General features: G+C 36.9%; 9 protein-coding genes. 1 reads left to right on the top strand and 8 read right to left on the bottom strand.

Annotation, left to right across the window (positions count from 1 at the left end; all coding sequences use genetic code 11):
• Positions 1 to 63: 63 nt before the first annotated feature.
• From R2Q16_RS06800 to R2Q16_RS06785, 4 genes are all read right to left on the bottom strand, one after another.
• Positions 64 to 2,142, bottom strand: a complete 2,079-nt coding sequence (locus R2Q16_RS06800) for a glycoside hydrolase domain-containing protein (protein WP_316736013.1) — start codon at positions 2,140 to 2,142, stop codon at positions 64 to 66.
• Between the two features lie 157 nt (positions 2,143 to 2,299).
• Complete coding sequence (locus R2Q16_RS06795) at positions 2,300 to 2,818, bottom strand: DUF2911 domain-containing protein (protein ID WP_316736012.1); 519 nt, start codon at positions 2,816 to 2,818, stop codon at positions 2,300 to 2,302.
• Positions 2,819 to 2,844: 26 nt separating this feature from the next.
• A complete protein-coding gene (locus R2Q16_RS06790; protein ID WP_316736010.1) occupies positions 2,845 to 4,536 on the bottom strand; it encodes a sodium:solute symporter in 1,692 nt (563 codons plus the stop codon).
• 101 nt (positions 4,537 to 4,637) lie between these two features.
• Entirely contained in the window at positions 4,638 to 7,106 is a 2,469-nt protein-coding gene (locus R2Q16_RS06785) for a PIG-L family deacetylase (RefSeq protein WP_316736007.1), read from the bottom strand.
• Between the two features lie 488 nt (positions 7,107 to 7,594).
• Between R2Q16_RS06785 and R2Q16_RS06780 the strand changes: the two genes are divergently transcribed.
• Complete coding sequence (locus tag R2Q16_RS06780; RefSeq protein WP_316736006.1) at positions 7,595 to 9,178, top strand: M1 family metallopeptidase; 1,584 nt, start codon at positions 7,595 to 7,597, stop codon at positions 9,176 to 9,178.
• A gap of 107 nt (positions 9,179 to 9,285) precedes the next feature.
• Here R2Q16_RS06780 and R2Q16_RS06775 read toward each other — a convergent pair whose 3' ends face one another.
• The 4 genes from R2Q16_RS06775 to R2Q16_RS06760 form a co-directional block, all read right to left on the bottom strand.
• Positions 9,286 to 9,762 carry an acyl-CoA thioesterase gene (locus tag R2Q16_RS06775; RefSeq protein WP_316736005.1) on the bottom strand — a complete coding sequence of 159 codons (477 nt, stop codon included), beginning with the start codon at positions 9,760 to 9,762 and terminating at the stop codon, positions 9,286 to 9,288.
• Between the two features lie 360 nt (positions 9,763 to 10,122).
• A complete protein-coding gene (locus R2Q16_RS06770) occupies positions 10,123 to 12,258 on the bottom strand; it encodes a glycoside hydrolase family 97 protein (RefSeq protein ID WP_316736004.1) in 2,136 nt (711 codons plus the stop codon).
• Positions 12,259 to 12,394: 136 nt separating this feature from the next.
• On the bottom strand, positions 12,395 to 13,648 hold the full coding sequence (locus R2Q16_RS06765; RefSeq protein ID WP_316736003.1) for a DUF2130 domain-containing protein: 1,254 nt from the start codon (positions 13,646 to 13,648) through the stop codon (positions 12,395 to 12,397).
• 85 nt (positions 13,649 to 13,733) lie between these two features.
• A complete protein-coding gene (locus R2Q16_RS06760; RefSeq protein ID WP_316736001.1) occupies positions 13,734 to 14,114 on the bottom strand; it encodes an OsmC family protein in 381 nt (126 codons plus the stop codon).
• Between the last annotated feature and the right edge of the window lie 341 nt (positions 14,115 to 14,455).

Here is a 14,455-nt window from a genome sequence, read left to right as displayed (position 1 = left end):
ATCAAATTTGTTTGCCTCTAAAACAAATAAAAATCAATCTGACTAAAAAACAACAAATCACTTTTATTTTTCCAAGCTCGATATCCAGTTTTCAGTTTCTGAAACCAAAATTGGCGTAGCTGAGGCAACGATTTTTAAAACCCCACCAGCATTAATTTCTTCTTGTGTAATATAGTTTTTGTTAAACTTTTTACCATTCAGAAAAACTTCCTTTATGTATTTGTTTTTTAGGTTGAAATTCTCTACATCTACTTTAAATGTTTTACCAGCTTTAACTTTATAAGTAACCGATTTAAAAAGCGGAACATTTAAATAATAAACCGGCCAACCCACACAAGCGGGTGAAAATCCACTGGCTGTAAATACATACCATGCCGACATTGCACCTGCATCATCGTCCATTGTACGTACATATGCCTGTGGTTTATTCTGGTAAATTTTACCAATAAAAGAACCAATACCTCTGCTATTATCATTAAAGTAGTTTTGAATAACTGTATCCGCAGCCAACTGGTGCATCCAATCTTGAGACTTATAGCCTGCTTTGGTAACGTTATACATTAGAGGTGCTTGTAAATCAGGCTCGTTTGCGTGGTTGTACAAATCTCTTTCAAAAAATTCGTCTAAGTTTTTAAGGTAATTGGTTTCGCCACCATCCAGTTCAATTAAGCCTTTAAAATCATAAGGTACAAACCAACGATATTGCCAAATCGTTCCTTGATACAAGCCTCTGGCCTGCATTCTATCTACATCATTCTTTGCTAAATCTTTAAAATCTTTGTTCCAATAGGTTTTATATTCTAAAGCCTTATTTAAGTAATTGTCTGCTTTTTCTTTATTATTCTGAATCTTAAAAATTTCAGCAAGCGCCCAGTTATCATAACTAGATTCTAATGCTTTATCGGGAGATTTGTAATCCAAACCATTCACTTCTTTTACCAAAGAATCAGTTATAGTTTTAAAATCGACTTTATAACCTTTTCTATATGCATCTAATAAAACCACAATTCCATGCTCCGTTCTAACAGTATTTGATGGCTCAGTTTGTGTTGCATAATCCTTTTTGCCTGAGTTATACAAATCAGCAATGGAAGTTACAATACCTTGATAACGCTCTGGCGTTATTATAGAAAGCAAAGGCAATTGCGTACGGTAATTGTCCCAAATTGCCCAACCATTATATCGTTTTTCAGTATCGTTCTTCAATTCGCCTTTTGTGTTGCGGTATTGTCCATCAGTTTCTGAAATTACATAAGGCGACTGCATTGTACGATACAAAAGAGAATAAAATAACTTCGCATCTTCAATATTTCCATCAACCGCTATTTTGCTTAAATTATCATTCCAATCTTTACTGCTTTGTGCTTTCATTTGCGCAAACGAACCCTTATTTACCGATTTCTTAGCAGCATCAACACTTACAGATGAAAATGCAATATTAATATCAGCCATTGTAGATGTGCTATTTAGCATGGCAATCAGTTTATGATTACTTTGTTCTTTCCATATTGCATTTCCGTCAAGAACCAAATAATAATATAAGCGATATTTGCCTACGCTACATGTCGTTTTAGAGACCAATGTTCCACTCACCACATTACCGTTTATTATATGTTCTTCAGATACAAAAGCTCCATTAAAGGCATAACCTAAATCCAGATAAAATCCTTTTTCACCTTTTGGAAATTGATAAGCATGTTTACCCGCGTTACCCAAAACCGAAAACTGCGCTTTAATTTTATTTTCAAAACCAACTTCATAGTATCCAGGCTCAGCTTTTTCTGTTGATTTTAATAGAACAGATTTTGAAGGCTCAGTTCCTAAGAATGGTTTTATCAAAATATTTCCGCCCGAACCCTGGCAACCTACACCTTCAAAACGATTATGCGTAAACCCTTCAAATTTCTTAGCCAAAAACTCATATCCGGTGTGCGTTTTAGGATAAGTTTGCGGACAAATACTCAACATACTAAAGGGGTACGAAGCAGCTGGCGACATTTGCCCATGGTCTCCGGATGAGCCTAAAAAGACGTTAACCAAATCTACCGGACGGCTTGTTGCAATTGAAAAATTAGTTGATTTGCTCTGAGCTAAAACGTTTAAGTAAACTAAAAAGCAGATAGCAGTTAAAATTCTTCTCATCTTTAATATCAATAATTTGTTTGGGATTTCTTCCGGCTAAAGTATGTATTTTAAGGTTAATATATCGTTATATTTTATCTTCTTTACAGAAAAGTATGGCAACAAAAAAAGCCATCCTGATAAATCAGAATGGCTTAAATATCTTATAAAAATTGGTTTATTTTATCGCTACCGGAACTGAAACTTTATCCCAATCCATAGTAAAACCACCTTTATTCACCTTGTAAACTAACGTTTCTTGAGTTGCTTTTAAAGCTTTTACTTTTACATCTACGCGTAAAGCATCTTTTGCTTCTTCATATTTGTAAGCACCCCACTGTTTTGGTTCTTTGTTAAAAATTGCAGTCCAGGTCCCACTTTCTTTAGGGATTAAAAAGAAACTGTATTTACCTGCTGGTAAAGCCTTGCCTTGTACGGTAATGTTTTTATCGGTTTCGAAAGTTGTTGCTTCGTTAGCACCTGCACGCCAAACCACATCATACTTTTCTAAACCACCCCAAATTTTACGTCCTTTTACCGAAGGACTGCTATACGCAATTGTAATGGTTGCATCCTTTACTTTTCCTGTAGCAGTTGCTGCCGGACTAGCTGGTTTTTTAGCTTCTTGAGCCATTGCACTTACTGAAATTGTGATTGCAGCAAACAATAGGGAAACTGATTTAATCATTGTTTTCATAGTATTTGTTTTTGTTGTTTTTGATTTTACGAATTTAAAGCTTTGGGCCGATAAAATAATAATCCAATTGTCGAAAAAAGTACAACCGCTACCGCACCAATGATATTTAACCAGAGAAATGAAACCACATCGAACTTATAAATGGCGATAACCGTTATCTCGGATAAAATTGCTGAAATAAAAACATTAGCTCCATTAATTTTCTTGTAGTAAAACGCAACCAGAAAAATACCTAGAATTGGCCCGTAAAAAAGTGAGCCAAGTACGTTTACCGCTTCGATAAGCGAACCCATCTGGGTTGCAAACATCGCAACCGCTATAGAAAAAATACCCCAAGCCAATGTATGCAAACGACTATATTTTAATTCAGTCGCATCATCTGGTTTATTTTTATTAAAAATTAAATGCACATCTTTTAAAGAACAGGCCGCCAATGAATTTAATGCCGCAGAAATTGAACCCCAACTTGCCAGGAAAATAACCGCAAAGAGTAATCCAATCATCCCGGCAGGGAGTGTATTCTTAACAAAATATAAAAAAATGTAGTTTGTATCGGTTTTTTCGGCATTATAATTCGAGCTGTTAATAGCCTCTTCTACCCTGCCATGCAAAGCAGCAACCTCTTTTTGAGTCGTTTTAAAACTTTCTATTGATTGATTTAAAGATGCTGAATTATCTTCTTTCTTTGCTAATATTTCTTTCGATTCGGTATTGAACTTTTGCTGTAAAGCTTGATGCTCCTTTTCAAAAACCGCTGCTTGTTCTGGTTTAGTTTCTTTTAAATATTGATAAGAGCGTTCATTAAAATAAATAGGCGCCGGTTTTAAAGAGAAAAAAGCAAAAAGCAAGGCTCCGATTAGAAGAATGGCAAACTGCATCGGAATCTTAACTAAGCCATTTAAGAGCAAACCCATTTTTGCATTGGTATTATCTTTTGCGGTGATGTATCGTCCAACCTGACTTTGGTCGGTACCGAAATAAGAAAGCGCAAGAAAAAAACCACCAAAAACACCACTCCAAATGTTGTATTTATCTTTCCAATCGAAATCTGTGGTGATAACATTTAACTTTCCAGATTTCCCTGCAAGGTATAAAGCATCTTTAAGGCCTATCCCATTTGGCATGTTCTGTACCAATAAATAGCCTGCAAAAGCCATCGTTCCTAAAATAATTAAAAACTGTAGTTTCTGTGTATGTGCAATGGCTTTTGCGCCTCCGATATAGGTGTAGATTAAAAGTATACCCCCGGTTAAGACATTAGTTAAATAAATATTCCAGTTTAAAACGCTCGATAAAATAATACTTGGGGCATAAATACTTATTCCGGTTGATAAACCGCGGGAGAACAAGAAAAGTAATGAAGTTAAAACCCTTGTTTTCTTATCAAAACGATTCTCCAGATATTCATAAGCGGTGTAAACCTTCAATCTTTGAAATATCGGAATGAAGGTGATGCAGATTACTATCATCGCCAATGGCAAACCAAAATAATATTGCACAAAACGCATCCCGTCGGTATAGGCTTGTCCGGGTGCTGATAAAAAAGTAATTGCACTAGCCTGCGTAGCCATAATACCGAGTAGCACAATGTACCAAGGCATTTTACTATCGGCCTTTAAGTAAGATTCGTTGCTCTTTTGCCCACGACCAATAAAAACACCATAAGCAACAACGGCAACCAGGGTAAAAATGAGTACAAACCAATCTAAATTACTCATGCCCAGAATTTAGTAAACAGATAGTAAAACACAATTTGAAACACTAATGCTAGCGCCAGTAAAATATACCAGGTGTTCCAATTTTTAAAGCTTTTTTTCATTTACTTCCCTGCTGATATAAAGTTAAAAAACAATCTTGCTGCGCCAACATTTCCGGCCGGTAATTGGCGGAAAAATGCTAATGGCGTATAAATAAAATTACCCTTCCCGTATTTTGCATACAATGTTGAGCCTTTTAATGGCTCTTCTCCTGTATCATTCATCTCGAAAAGTGGCTCATATTTTTCATCCCACTTATCAGGGAAATAAGCACCTCGTTCTTGAACCCAACCGTTAAAATCCTCAGCAGTAATTTTATTAGGATAATTTAGCAGCTTGTGTTTCGGATTTAAAAATTTAACTGTAGCATTTTCTTCGGTAACTCTTTTGCCGCTAATACTGAAAGGATAAATCCCAAAATCTTGCAAAGCCATATCTTGAGTGGTGTTGTATTGCATTACAATTGTGCCCCCATTCTCAACATAATTTTTTAGAGCGGCTTGCCAGTTTTTTATTCTCTTTTCAGTATTGATAACCCTTACTCCGGTTACAATTGCATCGTAGGTAATCAACTTTGTTGGATTTAAAATATCAGCTTCACTTAAAACATCTACTTGCAAACCAGCTTGTCTTAAAAATTCGGGTATTAAATCACCCGCACCTTGTATATAGCCCACCTTTTTTGCCAATACCTTAACATCATCTTTCAAGAGCCATGTTGTTGCCGGAACGAAATATTGTAAGGATGGTAAATGAGGATATTGAATCAGGATTTGACCTTTAGTAAAATCGTTGTTTTCAGAAGTGAAAACAGCTTCTAATTTATTCTGACTGGTTTTAATTTTTGCCAAATCCTCAGCCGGAATTAAAAAGTCTTTTATCGTTACAGTATTCTCAGCCAGATTTATTCCAGTGAAAGTTTTGATGGTATTATTTCCAATTTTGAAACTTACCTTACCATAATTAAGGTTTTTGTTTGCCTTTAATTTTAAGGTAAGCGCCAAGCCTTCCTTCTCTTTGGCAAAATAAACAGGTTCGGTAAAGCTTAAATCAAGCGCTGGTACAATTCGTAATTGTTCCACAACATCACCTTTAACCGGGTCTAGCTTTTTAAAAGATAGTGGTAAGTTTACTGTAAATTTCTCGGCGCCAATCTTTAACAATATCACTACATTCAATGCAGCTTCTTGTTCCGCCAAACCAATTAAGGTATCATTTGCTACACTAAAAGTTGCTGCATTTTTTGCTGGTTTTTCTAACCAATATGGCTCTGTTGGGGCCGCGTTTGCAGGTATTTGAATTTTACGTTCAATGGTAACTAACGAATCGCCAGTAATTCTCCTGTTCAAATTATCAGTTTGATTAATCCAATTTACCTGTTCTAAAATAACAGGTTCTGCAGACCTCGAAACCACATTTAAACGGAAATTATAGCTGTTACCTGCATTGGCTTCGGGTTGGTTGGTCACTACCTCGCCCATAAACCCAGTGCAGCTTAAAATAATTTTATCAATCGATGCCAATTTATCTTTTCTTAAACCAGCATCTTGTATGGCAGCAATTCTTTTGCGTAACATTAACAAACCATGCAAACTTTTATCAGGATGATTGTAGTCGAAAGAAAGCAAAAGCACATCAATCAAATCATCAATATCTCCTATTCCCTTCTCCGACCAGTTTAACGGAACTCTATCGAATAAGGAATTTTTAGCAATATCACCCAAAACCGGAGAAAAATATTCTGTTCGCACACCCGCAACAGATTGTGTTCCGGCACCCTGGCTTTTATGCAAACTTCTGCTTAAACCTGCCAGTTCGCCGTAGCCCATACCCAATTGCGCATCGTACTGACCAACACTAACCTTTAATTGGCTTTCGGAAGTGGTATTGGTAGCACCAAACCTAAAGGTATTCCAAAGTAAGCGCTTGGGTTGCCAAACTTGAACATATTTTAGCTGATTGGGAAATGCGTTTTTATCTCCAGCTAGTTTAAAGGCTTTTTCTGCAACTACAGCCGATGCAGCATGTTGCCCATGCCCTGCAGCAGCAGTTGGCGGAAAACGGCAAATGATTACATCCGGACGAAATTTACGAATAACCCAAACTACATCCGCCGTTATGCTATCGGCATCCCATTGCTTAAAAGTATCGTCTGTATTTTTGGAGAAACCAAAATCAATCGCTCTGGTAAAAAATTGTTGTGCACCATCCAATCTCCTGGCCTCCAAAAGTTCGTGTGTTCTAATTAAACCCAAAGCAGCACCCTGTTCTGTACCTAGAAGGTTCTGACCACCATCGCCCCTGGTTAAAGATAAGTAGCCTGTTTCTACATTTTGCTCGTTAATTAACCAGGAAAGTAAACCCGTATTTTCATCATCCGGATGTGCAGCCAAATACAATACCTTTGGCATGTGTTTAAGCGTTTTTAAATCGCGATATATTTCTGAGGATTTAGCCGGACGAACTTGTTGAGCCGAACATAGAAAGGAGAAAAAAACCAGTCCAAGTGCGGCATTTATAACTTTAAACATAGAATTTGCTTTGTATTGGTTCAAAGATGCTAAATTGCTTTTTATTTTAATGCGCAGGAAACGAAAAAGGTACAAATGTAAATGTTTGCATATTTATATTTTGAAGCGCAAGGCCTTGTAATCCTTCGGTTGCTTCAGTCCCGCTTTTTGCTCCAAAGCCCGTAAAAGACGGGCGTTTTACGCGTCAATCGGGGGCTATAAAACTTAATGTTGTGCAAATGGGTTGGGGTTTAATGCTCCGCCCTTTCATCATAAACCCGGTGGTAACGGCATACTTTTTGGTGCGCTTAAGTCAAAGTATCGCTAACATTAACAAAAAGATAAAGCGAACAACGGGACTGTTGTCCTCCAAAAGCTTCAATTTTTCATTTTCTAATTAATGCAAACTAGAAACTTAAAGCAGTTTTAGAATTTAATTTAGATAATTACGTTGTTTTTAAAATCGATTTTAGTTTATTAGCTCATTAAATATTTTAAACAAATTCAATATGCATAAAAGCTTTCTAACCATTTTATTCTCCTTCTTTGCTTTTTCAATCTTTGCTCAGCAAAATTACTTTCAACAACATTTAACTTATAATATTGATGTTTTTTTAAACGATAAAGACAAATCTTTAAAAGGATTTGAAACTATTGTTTACAAGAACAATTCGCCATCTAACTTAGATTTTATTTGGTTTCATATTTGGCCAAATGCGTATAAAAATGAATCTACTGCATTATTTCAGCAAATTAGAAACGATACCTCGCGTAAGGAAAAACTTAAAAACGTTGCTTATGGCAGTATTGATGGATTAAATTTTAAGGTTGATGGCAATGTGGCTAAAATTGAAGCGCACCCAAATCCGCAATATATTGATGTGGTTAAAGTTTTGCTTCCATCGCCTCTAAAACCTGGCGACTCAATCTCTATTTCCACTGATTTTAATGTAAAATTACCAAGTTATTTTTCACGCTCGGGCTATGCAGAAACTCAGTTTATGGTTACACAGTGGTATCCAAAACCAGCAGTTTTCGATAAAGATGGCTGGCATGAGTTTCCGTATTTAGATATGGGAGAATTTTACAGCGAGTATGCAGATTATAAGGTAAATATTACCTTACCATCTTCTTATGTTGTTGGTGCAACAGGTGTTCTGGAAAATGCCGATGAATTAAAGGCATACAAAACCATCGGTGCAAAAAATACGGTAAACAGAGGAAACAAACCGGAACTATATAAACCGATTGGCAAATCAGCAGAGAAAAAATTAGCCTATTCGATAAAAAACGTACCCGATTTTGCTTGGTTTGCAGATAAGGATTTGGTTATACAATACGACACGGTAAAACTTGCATCGGGGAAAGTGGTTGACGCATTTAGCTATTACCATAATAAGAAAAATACGCTTTGGGTAAATAGCATCGATTACATTAAAGATGCAACGAAAAAGTACAGCAAATGGGTTGGTGAATACGAATATCCAACTGTACAAGCCATAGAAGGTTCCAAAAATAATGCTAGTGGTGGTATGGAATATCCAACAATTACTTTGATTACCAGTCCTGATGCGAAAAAAGAAACATTGGATGGTGTAATTACACACGAAGTTGGCCATAACTGGTTTATGAGTATGCTGGGAAGTAACGAAAGAATGCACACCTGGCAAGATGAGGGTTTTAACACTTTCTATCAATTTAGATATGAAGCAGAAAAATACAGGGCAAATTCAATTTTTGGCGATGTAATTCCGGCGAATATTAAAGAATTACCAGCAGATAAATTTCAGGCAAGTATTTATGGTGCTTTATCAAACGTTCCAATGGAATCGGCAATTGAAACGCCTGCAGCAGATTTCAAAACATCAGAAGAATATGGTTTAATCTCTTATGCCAAAACAGCACTTTGGTTGTATATTCTGGAAGCTGAAATTGGGCAGGAAAGGTTTGATAAGGCATTTCAGGCCTATTTTAGCGAGTGGAAAAACAAGCACCCATCGCCTGCTGATTTTAAGGCGTCTTTTGAAAAATCGTTAGGCGTAAATCTTGATAAATATTTTTCTTTGTTAAATCAAAAAGGGAAGTTTCAATAGATTGAAATAATATTTCGGTTGGCCTGGCACTCAAGCTTGGCATGACGACTACATTAAATAAAAAAAGTCTTAGCGAAAACTAAGACTTTTTTTTATTTAGGGGTATTTTAAGCGATGTAAGGTTCCATTTCTTTATCAATGCTTTTTCTTAGTTCCATCAACTTTATCGCATAACCGTGCATGGCAATTTCTTTATCTGTTTTAGGTTTAAAAGCAGGAATTTGTTTTGGTTGTCCTTCATCATCAACTGCAACAAAAACGATAATGCAATGTGTATTTTTAACAAAATCGGTTTTACCTACAGGCTTTGAGTAGGCATCAACAGCAATGTGCATACTGGTTTTGCCAGTGTAAATTATCCTGGCTTCCATTTTAACCAAATGCCCAATATGAACGGGATGAAAAAAACGAATGCCTCCAACGTAAACCGTTACACAATATGAATCGCTCCATTGCAAGGCACAGGCAAAAGCCGCCTGATCAATCCATTTCATCATCATTCCACCATGTACCTTACCGCCGTAATTTACATCAGATGGTTCACTTAAAAATTGTAGTTCGATGTGGTTTTTAGTTCTCGCCATGGTTGTAAAGTCTCGCAGATTAAAATGATTTACGCAGATAATTTTGTCAACAGCAATATGCGAAAATTATGGCTTTCGTGAAAATCATTTTAATTTTGAGATTGCGTAGCGGATAAGAAACATGCTTTATGCTCTTCATTGCGAGGCACGAAGCAATCTCAAAACAATTGATATTAAAGGAGATTGCTTCGTGCCTCGCAATGACGGAAAGAGTATGGTAAAGCGCAGAGAAAATTATAAATCTGCGTAAATCATTTTAATCTGCGGGAGCATTTTAAAACAAAAAAGTCGTTCCGAATGGAACGACTCATTAAAATCCCTCGCGAAAAACTTAGCGTTCTTTGCGGTTAAATCATAATCTTATTTAGCCATAACACTAATTGCATAACCACCGCCGGGTGCACAGTTCAAGGTTAACTTTGTTTTATTCGTTACTTCCATTTTACGAATAGTATAGGCTTTTGGATTGGTTTCGTAGTGCGCATCTTTAGCATCCGCGTAAATGGTTGCTGTATATTTCTTACCAGCATCTAAGAAGCTGAAATCAATTTTCGAAGTACGGGCAACTTCATCATTCGTGCGACCAACAAACCAGTTATTTTTTCCTTTCGCTTTGCGGGCGAAGGTGATGTAATCTCCAGGCTCAGCTTCTAAAACTTTGGTATCATCCCAATCAACAGCCACATCTTTAATAAATTGAAAAGCATCAAGATATTTGTTATACGTTTCAGGTAAATCAGCCGCCATTTGTAGCGGACTATACATCGTAACATACAATGCCAACTGACGAGCCAAAGTACTATGTACGAAAGAATTGTTCTCTGGATTGTAAGCACTTACCTTAGTTTCGAAAATACCTGGTGTGTAATCCATCGGTCCGCCTATTAAACGTGTAAATGGTAGAATCGTAGTATGGTCGGCATTGTTACCGCCAAAAGCCTCATACTCCGTTCCACGGGCAGATTCATTTCCAATTAAATTCGGGTAAGTACGAGCCAAACCTGTTGGACGAACGGCCTCATGTGCATTCACCATAATCTTATATTCAGCCGCTTTTTCAATGGCATATAAGTAGTGGTTGTTTAACCATTGTCCGTAATGGTGTTCGCCACGAGGAATCATATTGCCCACGTAACCACTTTTTACTGCATCATAACCATTGGCTTTCATAAATTTATAAGCCGTATCTAAATGGCGTTCATAATTACGAACCGATGAAGAAGTTTCATGGTGCATGATCATTTTAACGTTTTTACTTGCGGCATAGCGATGCAATTCCTTTACATCAAAATCTGGGTAAGGCGTTACAAAATCGAAAACATAATCTTTGGTCTTACCGAACCAATCTTCCCAACCTTCATTCCAACCTTCTACCAAAACACCATCTAAGCCATGTTTTGCTGCAAAATCAATGTACTCTTTAACATGAGCCGTGTTTGCTGCGTGTTTTCCATTAGGTTTAGTTTTCGAGTAATCGGTTACCCCTAATTGTACGCTGGTTAAATCATTGTATGCCCAGGTGCTTTTTCCAGTAATCATTTCCCACCAAACGCCAACATATTTTGTCGGTTTAATCCAAGATACATCCTTGAATTTGGTCGGTTCGTTAAGGTTGTAGGTTAATTTAGAAGTTAAAATATCAGCAGCTTTATCGCTTACAATAATGGTTCTCCATGGTGTTAAACAAGGGGCTTGCATATAACCTTTATCTCCTACAGCATCTGGCGTTAACCACGATTCTAAAACCATGTTCTTATCGTCAAGATTAAGCGACATTAACGAATAATTGATTAAAGCGGCCTCATGAATGTTGATATACAAACCATCTTTGCTTTTCATCATTAAAGGTGTTTGTAAACCTGTTGGTGAAAAAGTAGTTTGCGATGCATTTGGTGTTACCGCCGTTTTCATCTTGCCGCGAACCTCTGATAAGTTTGAAGTTACCGTACTGTATTCTTGTGTATCATAATCGCCTGGTAACCAGAAAGCTTTATGGTCGCCAACCAAGGCAAACTGTGTTTTTTCTTCCTTAATTACGAAATAATCCAGATTTTTTTGTTCTGGAAATTCATATCTGAAACCCAAACCATCATTAAATAAACGTAAACGAATGATTATAAAACGATTGGTTTCCTTTTGAGTTAAAGTAATCGCCAATTCGTTATAGTGATTTAAAATTTCCTTTACTTCGCCCCAAACTGGTTTCCAGGTTTCTTTAAATGTAGATGTTTTGCTATCTGAAATTGTAAAACCATTCATTAATGATTTACCTTCTTTAAGTTCCAAACCAAGCTTACTTGTTTTGATAACTTCTTTGCCCTTATACTTTAAGCTATAGGTTGGCACGCCGCCATCAGCCAAAGAAAAATTAGCCACCAAATTCGCATCAGGAGATTTTAATTGCTGTCCGGAAACGTTCCCGGAAAATAATAAAACGCAAATTAATGCTAATAATGTAGAGAGGTTAATGATTTTTTTGTTTTGGTTTTTATTCACTTTATATAGTTTAATTTTTTAATTGTGTTTATGTAATCCGTCATTGCGAGGAACGAAGCAATCTCATTTCAATATTTCTTTAGTAGATTGATTCGTTCCTCGCAATGACGAGTTCTTTTATCTGAGTTACTAGTTATTAATCCAACAACAAAGTTTCATCTTCATCATCCGTTAAACTTAGTTGAATGCTATCGCTGCCCGCAATACCTTCAATTGAGCCACGAATGTGTGTTGCATTTAACAACACTTTTTCCAGTTGTTTTTCACGGGCCTTCCATAAGCGTTCCATTGCATCACGTTCCCGTTGAATCGAAAGTTTCATGCTCATAAAACCTTCACGAATGGCCTTCCATTGCTCCGAAAATTCCGCCCCAGTCAAATAATCGTAAAGCATGTGCATTTTATCGCCACGATTTTCTTGTGATTTCATTGCCGTTGATAAACGTAAAATGCCATCACGTAAAACGTAGGCAACCGCATTAACTTCTTCAAAAGAGCAAATCCAAACGCCATCCCGCTGACCAAAACAATCCATACCTTTAGGGTAACACTGACTTACAATTACTGCAACATCAACGCCCATGCTCCGCATATCTTTTTTTAGCTTTTCAATCCAGTCGCCGCCGAAGTCTTTAGTACGTTTACTTTCATATATAATTTTGCCACATTCTTGCCCAAATTGATTACGTACAACTTGTACACAATCTGCACCGCGAACACCTTTACCAACTTCTTCTATTAAATCGAAAGGGAAATTACTACGCAGCAATTCTTCTAAAATCAATTCCTGCACTTCGCCTTGCAATTGCATACTGCCTTGCTCGGCCTTACGTTTCATTTCTTCGGCAAGCTTCTTCTGGTCGTCGAGTTGCTTTTCTAGCTCTCTTAAACGTAACTGATGCTCGGTTTCTTTTATGCTGTTTTTTTCGGCTTCCTGCTTGCGAATTTGTTCGGCAAGTTCTGTACGTTGCTCCTGCATTTTACGCTGAAAGGCAATTTCCATTTCGGCTTCTTTATCCTTCAACCCCTGCTCACGACGTAGAAATTCCAATTCCTTTTCACGGGCAATTTTTAACTTTTCCTCGTTACTTTTGGCATTGCCTTCCAACAATTGTAATTTAGTTTCGAAATCAGAAGCAATGCTTTTACGCAAATTTTCTTCTAAATCGCCTTTCAATTTATTTTTTTCGTCGACTAATTTCAAGTCAAATGCTTTTTGTTGTTGTTGCTTTTCAGCTTCAAGCGTAGCTAATTTCCGCTGAAATTCTTCATCTTTTTGCTTCGTAAATGTGACCATTTTCTCACGCAGCTCTTTCTTGTAATCTTCGGCCATTGCTTCTTCCATCGGAAAAACATGGGCACAGTTGGGGCATTTAATTTCAGTAGCCATAAATAATTTTTTACTCCAGAGAAAGCCAGGGTTTTACAAAGATACCAAAGCTTTTCAGGAATAGATAAACGAGTTTTGCACCTTTTTATAAGACTTTCGAGCGCACTTCATTACCAGCAGTTAAGATTTTACTCACGGGGCATTTAGCAGCAATATCTTCAAGTCTTTCTTTTTGCTCAGCGGTTAAATTACCCGTACAAGTAATTTCTTCTAAGAAAATATTTTGCGCATTTTCAATCCCCATATTCACCTCTACCTCTATTTTATCCACTTCCCAACCTTTTCTATCCACATACATTCTCAAAGTTATCGCTACGCAAGAAGCCAATGACGCCATTAACAATCCTTTTGGTGCAAAACCTTTATGCGTTCCACCAAGTTCTACAGGTTCATCAACCACAATATCATGCGAGCCATTATTTACCGAACAAGCGTAATGTTCTTTATTTATCGTTGCTTTTACCATATTAATTTCGATTTATAAAATTTAAACTTAGTTAAAATCAAATTGTTTTTTTTTGAAAACGAAAGATTCGGCTCTTTTGGCGGTTTGCAGCCCTGCTTACCATTACAAGTCCGCACTCGTACCTCGCTTGCGGGCTTTCCATTAAAATCAGGTTTAGAAACAAGGGTTTGGTACCATGCAAACTTTCAAAATTAAAAAATGCCTTTGCCATTCAGCCCCGATTGAAGTGGAAATACTTTTTTAAGTATTTGCGAAAAAGATTGGCCACGTCGTGCCTCCTCGCAATGACAAAAATGACTAGAATTGACAGAAGTTAAAAAAGATTGAAACGTAAAGCGGGA

This window comes from Pedobacter aquatilis (assembly GCF_032678425.1).
GTDB lineage: Bacteria > Bacteroidota > Bacteroidia > Sphingobacteriales > Sphingobacteriaceae > Pedobacter > Pedobacter aquatilis_B.
Note: the sequence above shows the minus strand (reverse complement) of the source record. Positions and strands in the feature narration are given on the sequence as shown.